This window comes from Roseicyclus sediminis, assembly GCF_025515305.1.
In the GTDB taxonomy this organism is placed as follows: domain Bacteria; phylum Pseudomonadota; class Alphaproteobacteria; order Rhodobacterales; family Rhodobacteraceae; genus Roseibacterium; species Roseibacterium sediminis.
Genome location: NZ_JAOPHT010000014.1, coordinates 85,077 through 97,432, shown reverse-complemented (window position 1 = coordinate 97,432; position 12,356 = coordinate 85,077). Strand labels below are relative to the sequence as shown.

Genomic DNA, 12,356 nt, shown 5'->3' with positions numbered 1-12,356 from the left:
GGGGGGCGCCGCCCCCCGCACCCCCCGGGCGTATTTGGGGAAAGATGAAGGGGAGGACGCCCCTGGGGCGTAGGGACGGGACATGAAGATCTGCATTTTCGGCGCGGGCGCCATTGGCGGCTACATGGGCGTGAAGCTGGCGCAGGCGGGGGCCGACGTGAGCCTCGTGGCGCGGGGGCCGCACCTTGCGGCGATGAAGGAGAAGGGCCTGACGCTGATCGAGGAGGAGGGCACGGTGACCGTGCCCGTCACGGCGTCGGAGGATCCCGCGGACCTGGGCGTGCAGGATTATGTCATCGTCACGCTGAAGGCCCATTCGGTGCCGCCCGTGGTCGGGCGGATGCAGCCGCTGATCGGGCCGCAGACGACCATCGTCTCGGGCGTGAACGGCGTTCCCTGGTGGTACTTCCACAAGATCGGTGGCCCGCTGGAGGGCACGCGGCTGGAAAGTGTCGATCCCGGCAATGCGCAATGGGACGGTTTCGGCCCCGAACGCGTGCTCGGCTGCGTGGTCTACCCGGCGGCGGAGGTGATCGAGCCGGGCGTCGTCAAGCATATCGAGGGCAACCGGTTCAGCCTCGGCGAGCCCGACGGCTCGAAGTCGGAGCGCGCGGTGCGGCTGTCGGAGGCGCTGGCGCGCGCGGGGCTGAAGGCGCCGGTGCGCCCGCGGCTGCGCGACGAGATCTGGGTGAAGCTCTGGGGGAACCTGTCGTTCAACCCGATCTCGGCGCTGACGCATGCCACGCTCGACGTGCTGTGCACCGATCCCGGCACGCGGGCGGTTGCACGGGACATGATGTTGGAGGCGCAGGAGATCGCCGAAAAACTCGGCGTGAAGTTCCCCATCGACGTCGACCGCCGCATCGACGGCGGTGCGGCGGTCGGGGCGCACCGGACCTCGATGCTGCAGGACCTCGACGCGGGGCGGCCGATGGAGATCGACGCGCTTCTCGGCTCGGTCCAGGAGCTTGGACGGGTGACCGAGACCAAGACCCCCACCATCGACACTGTCCTCGGCCTTGTGCGGCTTCGTGCCCGCGTCGCGGGGCTTTACGGGTGAGGACATGACGACCACCCACGATGCGCTGGAGGATCCGCGCAACGCCGATATCCTGATCTACGTGAACGGCGAGCTGAAGCCGCGCGACGAGGCCAAGGTCTCGGTCTACGACAGCGGCTTCATGCTGGGCGACGGGATGTGGGAGGGGATGCGCCTCTACGACGGCGTATGGGCGTTCCTCGACGAGCACATGGATCGCTTCTTCGAGGCCTGCAAGGCGGTCTCTCTCGATCCCGGGATGGATCGGCAGGGCATCTTCGATGCGCTCGAAAAGACCAGGCTTGCCAATGGGATGGAGACCGATGTTCACGTGCGGCTGATGCTGACGCGCGGGGTGAAGGTGCGCCCCTTCCAGCATCCCTCGCTCAGCCGTTCGGGGCCGACCCTCGTCATCATCATGGAGCATTCGAAGCCCGTGGACCGGATGGCCGGTCCGGGTATCCGGCTTGCCACCGTTCCGCAGGTGCGCGGGCTGCCGATGAGCCAGGATGCGAAATACAACAGCCATTCCAAGCTCAACTGCGTGATCGCCTGTCTGCAGGCGGAACAGGCGGGCGCGGACGAGGCGCTGATGCTGGATCCGCATGGGTTCGTGAACACGACGAATGCCTGCAATTTCTTCATCGTCCGGAAGGGGGAGCTTTGGACCTCGACCGGCGATTATTGCATGAACGGGGTCACGCGCGCGAAGGTGATCGAACTGGCGCGGGCGGACGGGATACCCGTGTTCGAGAAAAACTATTCTCTTGTAGACACTTATGGCGCGGATGAAGCCTTTCTCACCGGCACGTTCGGGGCGCAGACCCCGGTCGCGTCGATTGATGGCAAGCCGGTCGGAGACGGCTCGAGGCCCGTGACGCGACGTATCCGCGAGCTTTATGCAGCCCATGTGCGGGCCCACGTGGCGCAGGTGAAGTCCGCCAGCTGAGGCGGATCAAAGCTCGATCCGGATACCGTCGCGCCCCAGGACGAGCGGGCCGTGCCACGTCTTCCGCACCGCGGCCTCCCAGTCGGCCTCGGCAAAGCCGGGAAGGCCGTCGGGGACGAAATGGTTGAGGGCAAGGCGCGCCACCCCGGCGTCGCGCGCGATACGGCCAACGTCCTCGGCGGCCGTGTGACTGCGCAGGATATGGGTGCGAAGCCGATCGTCCCCGTTCGGCACCTTCGCGACGAGCGCGTCGACACCATCGGTGAGCAAGGCCTCGTGCACCAGGAGGTCGGCCCCTTTGGCGAAGTGCTCCATTTCTGGCATGTAAGCCGTATCCCCCGAAAGAACCACGCTTTTTCCGCCGGCTTCGAGGCGCAAGGCATAGCTTGGCTCGACCGGAGGATGGACGTTTTCCATGGCGCGGAGGCAGACGCCGCCAATCTCGGCGATGCCCGTCGGGTCGATCGGACGCAGGTCCACCAGCCCGGCGAGGTCGGGGCGCCCTTCGTCGGCGATCCGCAACTCGATGTCGTCCTTCATCGATGCGAGAAAACCCGACCAATAGGACGACAGGCGGGGCGGGCCGTAGACCGGGAGAGGACGGTTCAGCCCCGCGGTCCAGGCGGTATGCAGCAGGGGGCCGAGTTCGAGGTAGTGGTCCGAATGCAGGTGCGTGACGAGGATCGCGTCCAGAGCGGTCAGCGCGATGCCCTGGTCGCAGACACCCTTCGCCGCGCCGAGCCCGGCATCGACAAGGATCGTGCGGCCGCCGAGACTGACGAGGATCGACGTGGGCATGTTCGATCCGGGTCGTATCGCCGGTCCACCCTTGACGCCCAGAAGGGCGACGAAATCGGTCATTGAGGGACCTCCCTGCCACGCGGTTGCGCTGCGTGTGCCTGTCATGCCCCGGTGGCCCCGAACGGGCAAGTCATGGCACGTCCGGCAGCGCCGTGGCGCGCCATCACCGCGTGATTTCCGGTGTCGGTGCGGTGAACACTTAGTTTTGGGTATGAAGGTATGAAATATGAAAATAGTAGAAGCCGAATGAAGGCCAAGGCAAAAATGAGGTTGAATAAAGACATCCTTCTGGTGGATGGATTGATCGGTCGGAGGCCCCGATCAAGGCCGATGGGCGCGAATTCGGCCACCCGAAGCACGGGTCCTTCCGAGTCGTTCAGATCAGTGAACGTTGGTGCCGTTCTTCCGCGGCGGGCCGTCGAACGGTCCGTGGATCAGCGGTGATTCCCCGGCCAAAGCGGTGAGACTTCGCCGGCTGCCCGGTTTTTCGGCATGACGGGGCCTACATCCGGTGCGGCTGGGCAGGTAACCGCCTGTTTCCTTCGCCAGGTATGATGGGATTTGTCGGCGCCGGCACTTCCCGGCAAGGATGCAGTCGGTGGGGGCGATGTCCGCGGCGGGTCGTCAAGCGATCCTGGCCACGGCGTTGCCGAGGATGATGTCGTCGTGACGATCCAAGTCCAGCCCGCGACCCCTGCGTCGCGGCCCGCTCACGTGCCCCTGATCGTGATCCCGAGCCTCAACGAGGCGCGCCATATCGAGCGCGTGGCCCTGCAGATGCTTTCCGTGGCCCGGCGTCTCGGCGGGAATGTCGTGATCGCCGATGGCGGAAGCACGGACGGTTCCCGGGACATCGCCGCCCGTCTGGCATCGCGCCACAACCGCCTGCACCTGCTCGACAATCCCGCGCGGCGGCAGGCCAGCGGCATCAACGCCGCGGTGGCCGCATTCGGGTCGGGGCACACGCACCTGATCCGGGTCGATGCCCACAGCCTCTACTCGGAGGATTTCGTCGATGCGCTTCTTTCGGAGGCGACGGAGACTGGCGCGTCCGCGGTCGTGGTGGGCATGATCGCGGCGGGCGAGGGGTTCCTGCAGCGGCTGAACGCGTCGACGCAGAACGCCCGGATCGGCAATGGCGGCTCCGGCCATCGCGGGCGGGGGCGCGGCGAATGGGTCGATCACGGCCATCACGCGCTGATGGAGATCGCGGCCTTCCGCGCGGTCGGCGGATACGATCCCGACTTCGCCCACAACGAGGACGCCGAACTTGACCACAGGTTGCGGAAGGCGGGCCACCGGATCTGGCTGACGGGGGAAACCGCGATCACCTATTTCCCCAGAAGCGGACTGGCCCCGCTGGCGCGGCAATACTTCAACTTCGGTCGCGGGCGTGCGGCGAACCTGCTCAAGCACCGCGCGCGCCCAAGGCTGCGGCAGGCGGCGGTGATCGCGGTCTGGCCGATGCTGGTTGCGGCCTGGGCGGCACCACTGGCCTTCGCGCTGTCATTGCCGGCCCTTGCCTGGGGGTGCGCGGCGCTTTCGGGCGGACTGGCGCTGGCGCTCGTTCGGCGGTCGGCGCCGCTCGCGCTGTCGGGGCCGGTGGCGATGCTGATGCATCTGTGCTGGTCCATGGGGTTCTGGAGCCGCGTGCTCGCCCCGCCGCGGCCCTGGGCCTGAGGGGGTGGTGGGCATGGTCGGGATCGACATCTGCATCTGTACCTTCCGGCGGCCCGAAGTGGCCGCGGCGCTGGCCTCGGTGCTGGCACAGGATATCCCGGACGGTGTCGCGCCGCGCGTGCTCGTCGTGGACAACGATGATGTCCCCGGCGCGCGCGCGGCCGTCGAAGCCCTGGCAACTCGGGCGGTGGTTCCAGTGGTCTACCGCCACGCGCCGGGGCGCAACATCTCGATCGCTCGGAACGCGGCGCTGGATGAGGCGACCGCGCGGTTCACGGCGTTCATCGACGATGACGAAGTGGCGCGTCCGGGCTGGCTCGCGGCGCTCTGGGCGGCGCGGCAGGCCAGCGGCGCCGAGGTCGTGCTGGGCCCGGTCGAGGCCATCTACCCCGAGGGTGCGCCTGCCTGGATGGCAGCGGCGGCGATCCACTCGACGCAACCGGTGCGCCAGCGGGGCGAGATCCGCTCCGGCTACTCCGCCAACGTGCTCATCGATCGTGCCCGGCCCGAGATCCGGACCCTGCGTTTCGATCCCGGGCTCGGCCGCAGCGGCGGCGAGGACACCGACTATTTCGCGCGCGTTGCGCTGATGGGCGGGCGTTTCGTGCTGGCGCCGGATGCCATCGTGCAGGAGGCCGTCGCGCCGGATCGGCTCGGGTTCCGCTGGCTCGCCGTGCGGCGGTTCCGCATGGGCATGACCCATGCGCGCGTCCTCGTGCGCCGCCACGGCGTCCGACCGTGGCGCGCGCTTCCCCTTGCGATGGCCAAGGCTCTGGCCTGCGGTCTGATGGCGCTGGCCGGGGCGTGGGACGCGGGCCACCGGAACGCGGCGGTTCTGCGGGGGCTCCTGCATGTGGGCGTGGTGGCGGGGCTGGCGGGCCTGAGCGCGCCCGTGGTCTACGGCGGCGGGCCGGCCGCCCCGGAGGAGGGGGCGCAGCCATGAACCGGAGCCTGCATCCAAGGCCGGGGTTCGGTGCGGATTTCCACGCCGCCACACCTGCCTCGCCGCCGGCGGAGGACGCGCTGGCAGAGCTGCTTCTGGCGGTGCGCCGCCAGGTCTGGACGCTGGCGCTTGGGGCCTGTGTCGGGCTTTTCCTTGGGCTGTTCCACTACGCCACAAGCCCCCGGACCTACGAGGCGGGCGCGGCCCTCCTGATCGAGGAGAAGCAGAGCGAGCTCGAACAGGAAATCTCCGCCGTGCTGCCCACGGCGCGCAGCGACACGAGCATGCTCAACGAGATGCAGATCCTGCGCTCGCTCGAGGTGGCGACCGAGGTGGTGGCGGCGCTCGATCTCACGGAAAACAGCGATTTCCTTGCCCCGCCCTCCAGCCTCCTTTCGCAGTGGATACGGGGCACCAAGGACGCGATCCGCGGCTTGATCCCCGTGCCGGAGGCCCCGGTCGTCACGCCGTCCGCGGGCTCGGAGGCTGCCGCGGCCGAGCGAAGGTTGATGGAAGCCGCCGAGCGCCTGAGAAACCGAACCGTCTTTCATCGCGTGGGCCGCAGCTTCGTGGTGGAGATCTGGTTCGCCTCGCACGACCCCCAACTGGCGGCCGATATCGTGAACGCCTACGCCGAAGCCTACATCGCCGATGGTGTGCGTGCGAATATCGAGGCCTCGGACCGTACGGCCGCGTGGATGGAGGCCCGATTGCAGGAGCTTCGCGCCGAGGCGCTCGCGGCGGCGCAGGAGGCCGAGGACTTCCGCCTTCAGACCGGCGCCACCGACCAGCAGGGCCTGCGCGACCGGGAGCAACGGGCCGAGGCGCTGAACGACCTCGTCCTGCGCTTCCAGAGCCGCTACCGCGAGCTTGCGCTCGAAAGCTCATTCCCCGTGGCGGAGGGGCGTATCCTGTCCCGTGCCCTGCCGCCGCGCGACGCATCCGCGCCGCGGGCGTGGCAGGTCCTGGCCGCGGGCCTTTTCCTCGGTCTGATGCTGGGCCTTGGCGCGGCGGTCTGGCGCGAGGCGCGCGAGACCGGGTTCCGCACGGCGGGCGATGTGACGGAGCGGCTTGGGGTGCCGTTTCTCGGCTATGTACCGCGCCTGGGGCGCGCCGGGGCGATGGGGCGAAACGTGCCCGGCATGTCACCGGTGGCCGGCGCCCTGACCCTCGCACGGCGCAAGCGGACCCAGCGGCGCGGATTGCCGCCGCGCCATCTCGCCGAACCCGGAGGCGGCGAAGTCGTGGATCGGGACCTGCCCCCCTTGCCGGGTCTGTCGGGCGGCCTGGCCGCCGATCCCGAGGGGCTGCGCGCGCTCCGCAGCATCTTCGCCGGTCTCGATGCGGGGCAGGCGGGGCCGCTCGGGCGCTTTGTCACCATCGGCGCGCTGACCGGGGCCGAGGACGCGGGCGCGGTTGCCGCCGGTCTCGCCCATGTCGCCGCGCAGGCCGGGCGGCGCGTGCTTCTTCTCGACGCCGATCTCGAGGCCGCCGAACTTTCGCGGAGCCTCGGGCTCGGCGCGGGGCAGGGCGCGCTCGGTGTCCTGACGGGCGAGACCGATCTCGCCGGCGCGGTCGTCTCCCTTCCGGAGGGCGAAATCGACATCCTGCCGGCGGGGATGGTCCCCGGCCCGGGCGCGGTCGAGGCGCCCCTGTCCTTCCTGGGCGAGCTTGGCGAGCTTTCCGCCGATCTCCGGGAAGCCTACGATTTCGTCTTCGCTGTCCTTCCGCCGCTTGCCGAGGCGCCCGAGAGCAAGGCGATGCTGCGCCATTGCGACGGGCTGATCCTTGCCGTCGCCTGGGGGCGCATGCCGCGCAAACTCGTGCAATCCCACCTCGAGCATGAGCCGGAAACCTCGGACCGCGTGCTCGGCGTGGCGCTGACGGGCGTCGTGCTTCAACGCCTGCGCCGCTACGGCGTGGCGCGTCCCGCGCGGATCCGTCCCTGGCGCTTCGCAAGGCGAACGCGGCGCCCCGTATCGGGCAGGGGCGGGGCGCAAACTCCATAAGCTCGGCTTACTTTCGCCCAATCTGCTTGTATCATGTCGGCAACGGGTCCTTGGGACCACGCTCGGGGTCGGCATGCATCTTGCTCTGTTTTTCCTGATCAATCTCGCGGTGGCCGCCGGAATCGGCGCGATGGCCTACCTGCAGGGATTTGGCGGCTGGGGCATCGCGCTTCGGGTTCTGGGCACGCTCGTGATCCTGCAGGCCGTTTACGCACTCTGGGTCCTCGCGGTTTCCGTCCTGTCGCGCCGTCGTGACGATGCCAAGGCCGCGCCGCGCGATGGCTCCGGCCTCGGACGGCCGGTGCAGAAAAAGGCGCCGCACTCGGTCCAATAGCGGCTTCCGGACGTCTCTCGCCCGGCAGCGTTCAGCCCCTCTCCCCGATCGAAACGCCTATCCCGACCGGACCACCGGCCAGGGCAGCGCCGCGATGAGCGCGCTCTCAGGCGCGCTCCAGCCATCGGGCGGCGGGCACAGGTCGGCGCTGAGCCAGCCCGGAACATATCCGAGCGCGGTCAGCGCGGGCCGGCCGATCGCCGTCAGTCGGACGTCGCCTTCGCCGGTCAATGCCGCCAGCCGTGCCGCGCGGGGGGCGTCCCAGCCTTCGGGCGAAGACGGCACCTCGAACACCGCCTCGCGCGGCGTCGAGGCCGCGATGTCCGCCGCTGTCGCCAGAACCAGCCTGTGCGGCCCCGAGCGCGCAGGCGGCCGCGCGATCCGCCGTGCCATCCCCTCGCGCGCTGCGCGGGCAAGCGGGAGCGCGAGGGGGGGACGCGCGAGAAGCCGCCGCGCGGCGCCGAGGGGCCTGCCGGCCTTGATCTCGGTGACGAGCGCGGCGAAGGCGGAGGCGTGGTCCAATCGCCTGCGCCAGGTCCCGAGGGCCGGACCGAGCGCGGCCTCCGCCCCGGGCATCTCCGCCAGAAGGGCCTCCAGACCGCGTTCCATTCCGGCGATCGCGTCAGGCCCGAGCCGGTGCGAGGTCGAGGCGCCGTGGCGGCGGTAGAGGTACCAGGGACGGGGCAGGACCGCGATCCGCACCCCCCTGAGTGCCACCCGCATCAGCAGGTTGAGGTCTTCGCCGATCGGCATGTCCGTGCGGTATCGCAGCCCCCCGAGCGCCTCGCGTCGAAACAGCGGCTTGAGGTAGCCCACGGGCACGGCGGGCCGGCCGGTCTCGGCCGAGAGAAGCGCGCGGGCGTCGGGGCGCCATGGCGCGCTCAGGCGGAGCGGTCCGAGAAGCGTACGACCGCTTTCCCCCCCGAAAAACACGAGATCGTCGGCCACGACGTCGGCATCGAGGCGCCGGGCGGCGTTCAGCATCCCCGCGATGCGGCCGGGATGGACGAGGTCGTCGGCATCGACGACGCCGATCCAGTCGCCGCGCGCGGCCTCCAGCCCGAGGTTGCGCGCCGCGCCCGGCCCGCCGCTTGCCTGCATGTGCAGCACCCGGACCCTGCCGTCGCGCGCCGCGGCGTCGCGGGCGATCGCCGGGCTCTCGTCGGTCGAGGCATCGTCGCAGAGCAGAAGCTCCAGCGCCGCGTGGCTCTGGGCGAGCACCGACGCGATGGCGTCGGGCAGGTGCCGCGCCCCGCCGTGGAACGCCATGATGATGGATACGAGGGGCTGTGCGGGCGGCATCGGCTGTCTGCGTCGCTCCAACGGCACCGGACGCCGGGCGACCGCGCCCCGCGCCGGACTACGCCGCCACCCGGGGGCGAGCCTAGGCCGCCCTGCCATTGCCACGCGAGTCTTTTCTGCGCTGCGGCAGCGCCGGCGGCAAAGTCCCGCCAAGTCGTCCACGCGGGGGCGCCGTGCCTCGCAATTGCCGCATTCGCGCGGGCAGGGTCGGGCGGTGTGCGACCGCAGCAAGAGGTCATAGACCATGCTCCATCCCGGGCTGCGCCTGGCCCTTGCCGCCCTGTTCGCGCTGTCGTGCCCGGCAGCGGCGGGCGAGGCCTTTTTCGAGGATTTCGCACGCCTCGACGAAGGGCGCTGGATGGTCTCGGACGGATGGACCAATGGCGACTGGATGAATTGCGGCTGGTCTCGGGAGGCGGTCGCGGTCGCGGACGGCATCCTGACTTTGCGGATCGAGCAGTCACACGATACGGCGGGAGCGATCCTCTGCGGCGAGATCCAGAGCCTCGGGCAATTCGGCCATGGCACCTACGAGGTGCGCATGCGAAGCCCGGCGGGTTCGGGCCTCAACGCCGCCTTTTTCACCTATATCGGCCCCGTGCACGGGCGCGCCCATCACGAGGTCGACGTCGAGATCCTGCTGCGCGACCCGTCGCGCGCGACCTTCAACACCTTCGTGGAGGGGCGCGAGCTCAATGGTGGCCGCGCCGCGCTGGCGGGACCGGGCGACGAGGGTTTTCACACCTACGCCTTCACCTGGACGCCGGAGGGGATCACCTGGTTCGTGGACGGGGTCGCGGCGCACCGGACGGCGCCGGGAACCGCGCTGCCCGAGGCCCCGCAGAAGATCTACGCAAGCCTCTGGAGCAGCGACAGTTTCCCCGACTGGATGGGGCCCTTCGATGCCTCGGCGCTGCCCGCGGTCCTCGACATCGACTGGATCGCGTTCACGCCGCTCGGTCAGTCTTGCGCCTTCCCGGCCTCGATCCTTTGCGGGGCCGGGCGATGACGGTGCGGACCGAAGCCTTCGGCCGTTTCAGCGGGCGCTTGCCCGATGCCGACCGGTTCCTCGCCAGCGCGGCGCTTGCCGCGATCGTGGCCGAGCCGCTGGTCGGCACGCTTGCGGCGCTGGCTTTCCTCGCGGCGGGCATGGCCATGATGGCGCTGCGCCCGGCGGCCTCGTTGGTCGACCTCGCCGACTACCGGTTGCTTCTGTTGCTGCCTGCCTTCTGCCTTGCCAGCACCATCTGGTCCGAGGTCCCCGGTCTGACGCTTCGGGCGGCGATCCAGCTTGCCGCGACCTTCATCGTCGCGATCCTTCTGGCGCGTCGCCTGCCGCCTGGGCGCTTCCTTGCGGTTCTTGGCTGCGTCCTCGGCGTCATTGTCGCGCTCAGCGTCACCACGGGAAACTATCGGGCCGATACTGGCGCCTTGACGGGCTACTACGCGAGCAAGAACGCGATGGCGGCGGCGGCGGCGCTGTTGGCCGTGGTGGCGGCGGGGTTCGCCGGCCGGGCCGGGGCCTCGATGGCGTTCCGGGCGGGCGCGCTTGGGCTGGCCGTTGCCGGGGCGGGCACGGTCGTGCTGGCCCAGTCGATGGGGGCGCTCTTCGCCATGTTCATTGGCCTTGGTGCTTATCCCGCGCTCTGGGCGCTGCGTCGCGTCGGATTGCGCCTGCAGGTCGCGGCGAGCGTCTTTCTCGCCCTGGCGCTGGCCTATGTCAGTGTCGTGCTCGCGGCGAACATCGATGCGGTCTCGGCCTTCGTGCTCGATCTCACGGGCAAGGACATCACCCTGACCGGTCGCACCGACCTGTGGCGCGTCGCGATGGAGGAAATCGCGGAACGGCCGCTTCTGGGCAGCGGGTTCCAGGCCTTCTGGCATCAGGGGAACCCGGTCGCCATCCAGCTTTGGGCGATGTTCGGCATCGAAAGCCGGTCGGGCTTCCACTTCCACAACACCTATCTCTCGAACGCGGTCGAGATCGGTATCCTGGGCGTGGCGATCCAGTCGGCGATCCTGCTGTCCATCGGCCTTTCCACACTGCGCCTTGCGCTTTCGACGCGCGAGCACCTGTCGGCGATCCTGTTCGCCTGCGCCATCATGATCCTGTCGGTCACCCCGCTCGAGGTGCCGGTCTTCTTCCAGTTCAACCTGCACACGCTGCTGATGGTGGCGGCTCTGGTCTATGCGCGCGACGGGCTCTGGGCCGGCAGGAGGTAGCGCGGCGCGGGCGGCGGAGCGGGGCGACGCAAGGCAAGCTTGTCGCGCAGGACACCGCGCGCGATGGGGCCAAGGTTCGAGGGCGGAGCAATCGCAAGGGCCAGCGCCGCGCCGAGGCCGGCCTCGGCCTTGCGGTCGAGGAACTGCCGCAGCACGAGCCGCGCGCGCACCTGCGCTGCGAGCCGCTCCAGCGCGGGGCGCGCCGCGTGATGGCCGGAGACCAATCCCACGTGCTTCGAGGCGGCGGCGGCCAGCGCCTCGAGATCCGCCGTCGCGTGCCGCCCGCTGAGCGAGCCCTCGCGGACCCGCGCCGCATAGCCCGGCCGGTGGGAGACGAGAAACCTTGCGCCATGAACGAGTGCGCGCACGTAGAGGTCGTAGTCTTCCCCCAGCCGCATCCCCGCGTCGTAATGAAGGCCGTGTTTTTTGAGGAACTCCCGCCGGATCAGGGGTTTGAGAAAACCCAGCTCACCGCGCGCCTGTCCTTTTCCTTGCAGGTTTCCGGCCACGAAACCCGCGAGGTCGAGCGCGCTGAGCCCGTCGAGATCGGCGGATGCCGCATCGGCGGCCAACTCGAAACTGTCTTCGGGCAGAAACAGGATGTTGTCCGCGATGAGGTCCCAGCCATCGCGCGCCATGAGCCGCGACAGCCGCCCCGGCAGGAACACGTCATCGGCATCGAGAACCGCGATCACGGGTGCGCGTGTCGCCCCGAGCGCGAGGTTCCGCGCCGCCGCGGGGCCGAGGTTCCGGTCGGGCCGTAATACCTTCAGCCGCGTATCGCCCCGTGCGGCGAGTTCCGCAGCGGCCCCGGTCTGGTCGTGCGAAGCGTCATCGACCACGATGACCTCCGCTGCCTGGGGCTCGGCCAGGGCCGAGGCGACGGCGTCGCCGATTGTCGTGGCGGCATCCCGCGCGGCGATGAGGACGGCCACGGGGCGTAGTGCGAAGTCTGTTTCTCTTTCGTGACCAATCATGGCGCTTCCACCCTGTTCACCCGGTTTTGGAAACCGGGCGATTCGCGCCCCCGTTGATATTGCGGAATTCCCGCCCTGCCGCGCATATTATTCGCAGGG

Annotated in this window: 11 protein-coding genes; 8 read left to right on the top strand and 3 right to left on the bottom strand. The window is 69.6% G+C overall.

The window, feature by feature from the left end:
* The first annotated feature begins 82 nt into the window (after positions 1–82).
* Positions 83–1,060, top strand: a complete 978-nt coding sequence (locus N8I71_RS16245; RefSeq protein ID WP_262879061.1) for a 2-dehydropantoate 2-reductase — start codon at positions 83–85, stop codon at positions 1,058–1,060.
* A 4-nt stretch (positions 1,061–1,064) separates the two neighbouring features.
* On the top strand, positions 1,065–1,988 hold the full coding sequence (locus N8I71_RS16240) for an aminotransferase class IV (protein ID WP_262879060.1): 924 nt from the start codon (positions 1,065–1,067) through the stop codon (positions 1,986–1,988).
* A 6-nt stretch (positions 1,989–1,994) separates the two neighbouring features.
* Here the strand turns inward: N8I71_RS16240 and N8I71_RS16235 are convergent, their stop codons facing one another.
* Positions 1,995–2,849 (bottom strand): MBL fold metallo-hydrolase, encoded by an 855-nt coding sequence (locus N8I71_RS16235; RefSeq protein WP_262879059.1) that lies wholly within the window; start codon positions 2,847–2,849, stop codon positions 1,995–1,997.
* Positions 2,850–3,455: 606 nt separating this feature from the next.
* Here N8I71_RS16235 and N8I71_RS16230 point away from each other — a divergent pair.
* The 4 genes from N8I71_RS16230 (at position 3,456) to N8I71_RS16215 (ending at position 7,755) form a co-directional block, all read left to right on the top strand.
* Positions 3,456–4,469, top strand: a complete 1,014-nt coding sequence (locus tag N8I71_RS16230) for a glycosyltransferase family 2 protein (RefSeq protein WP_262879058.1) — start codon at positions 3,456–3,458, stop codon at positions 4,467–4,469.
* A 13-nt stretch (positions 4,470–4,482) separates the two neighbouring features.
* The gene (locus N8I71_RS16225) at positions 4,483–5,412 is read left to right on the top strand and encodes a glycosyltransferase family 2 protein (protein ID WP_262879057.1); all 930 of its coding nucleotides are present in this window, start codon (positions 4,483–4,485) and stop codon (positions 5,410–5,412) included.
* Positions 5,409–7,421 carry a Wzz/FepE/Etk N-terminal domain-containing protein gene (locus tag N8I71_RS16220; protein ID WP_262879056.1) on the top strand — a complete coding sequence of 671 codons (2,013 nt, stop codon included), beginning with the start codon at positions 5,409–5,411 and terminating at the stop codon, positions 7,419–7,421. Before N8I71_RS16225 ends, N8I71_RS16220 begins: the two co-directional genes overlap by 4 nt.
* 73 nt (positions 7,422–7,494) lie before the next feature.
* Entirely contained in the window at positions 7,495–7,755 is a 261-nt protein-coding gene (locus N8I71_RS16215) for a hypothetical protein (RefSeq protein WP_262879055.1), read from the top strand.
* 57 nt (positions 7,756–7,812) lie between these two features.
* On the opposite strand, the gene N8I71_RS16210 is transcribed toward N8I71_RS16215, so the two are convergent.
* The gene (locus N8I71_RS16210; protein WP_262879054.1) at positions 7,813–9,057 is read right to left on the bottom strand and encodes a glycosyltransferase family 2 protein; all 1,245 of its coding nucleotides are present in this window, start codon (positions 9,055–9,057) and stop codon (positions 7,813–7,815) included.
* A gap of 244 nt (positions 9,058–9,301) precedes the next feature.
* On the opposite strand from N8I71_RS16210, the gene N8I71_RS16205 reads away from it, so the two are divergent.
* Positions 9,302–10,066: a family 16 glycosylhydrolase gene (locus N8I71_RS16205; RefSeq protein WP_262879053.1), complete on the top strand. Its 765-nt coding sequence runs from the start codon at positions 9,302–9,304 to the stop codon at positions 10,064–10,066.
* Positions 10,063–11,280 carry an O-antigen ligase family protein gene (locus N8I71_RS16200; protein ID WP_262879052.1) on the top strand — a complete coding sequence of 406 codons (1,218 nt, stop codon included), beginning with the start codon at positions 10,063–10,065 and terminating at the stop codon, positions 11,278–11,280. Before N8I71_RS16205 ends, N8I71_RS16200 begins: the two co-directional genes overlap by 4 nt.
* On the opposite strand, the gene N8I71_RS16195 is transcribed toward N8I71_RS16200, so the two are convergent.
* The gene (locus tag N8I71_RS16195; RefSeq protein ID WP_262879051.1) at positions 11,244–12,215 is read right to left on the bottom strand and encodes a glycosyltransferase family 2 protein; all 972 of its coding nucleotides are present in this window, start codon (positions 12,213–12,215) and stop codon (positions 11,244–11,246) included. The genes N8I71_RS16200 and N8I71_RS16195 overlap by 37 nt on opposite strands.
* Positions 12,216–12,356: the final 141 nt, after the last annotated feature.

What these genes read in the sequence shown, in the direction of transcription:
- N8I71_RS16220 (WP_262879056.1), top strand. Translation starts at nt 5,409, where the DNA reads ATGAACCGGAGCCTGCATCCAAGGCCGGGGTTCGGTGCGGATTTCCAC.
- N8I71_RS16235 (WP_262879059.1), bottom strand. Translation starts at nt 2,849, where the DNA reads ATGACCGATTTCGTCGCCCTTCTGGGCGTCAAGGGTGGACCGGCGATA.
- N8I71_RS16200 (WP_262879052.1), top strand. Translation starts at nt 10,063, where the DNA reads ATGACGGTGCGGACCGAAGCCTTCGGCCGTTTCAGCGGGCGCTTGCCC.
- N8I71_RS16215 (WP_262879055.1), top strand. Translation starts at nt 7,495, where the DNA reads ATGCATCTTGCTCTGTTTTTCCTGATCAATCTCGCGGTGGCCGCCGGA.
- N8I71_RS16240 (WP_262879060.1), top strand. Translation starts at nt 1,065, where the DNA reads ATGACGACCACCCACGATGCGCTGGAGGATCCGCGCAACGCCGATATC.
- N8I71_RS16245 (WP_262879061.1), top strand. Translation starts at nt 83, where the DNA reads ATGAAGATCTGCATTTTCGGCGCGGGCGCCATTGGCGGCTACATGGGC.
- N8I71_RS16210 (WP_262879054.1), bottom strand. Translation starts at nt 9,057, where the DNA reads ATGCCGCCCGCACAGCCCCTCGTATCCATCATCATGGCGTTCCACGGC.
- N8I71_RS16225 (WP_262879057.1), top strand. Translation starts at nt 4,483, where the DNA reads ATGGTCGGGATCGACATCTGCATCTGTACCTTCCGGCGGCCCGAAGTG.
- N8I71_RS16205 (WP_262879053.1), top strand. Translation starts at nt 9,302, where the DNA reads ATGCTCCATCCCGGGCTGCGCCTGGCCCTTGCCGCCCTGTTCGCGCTG.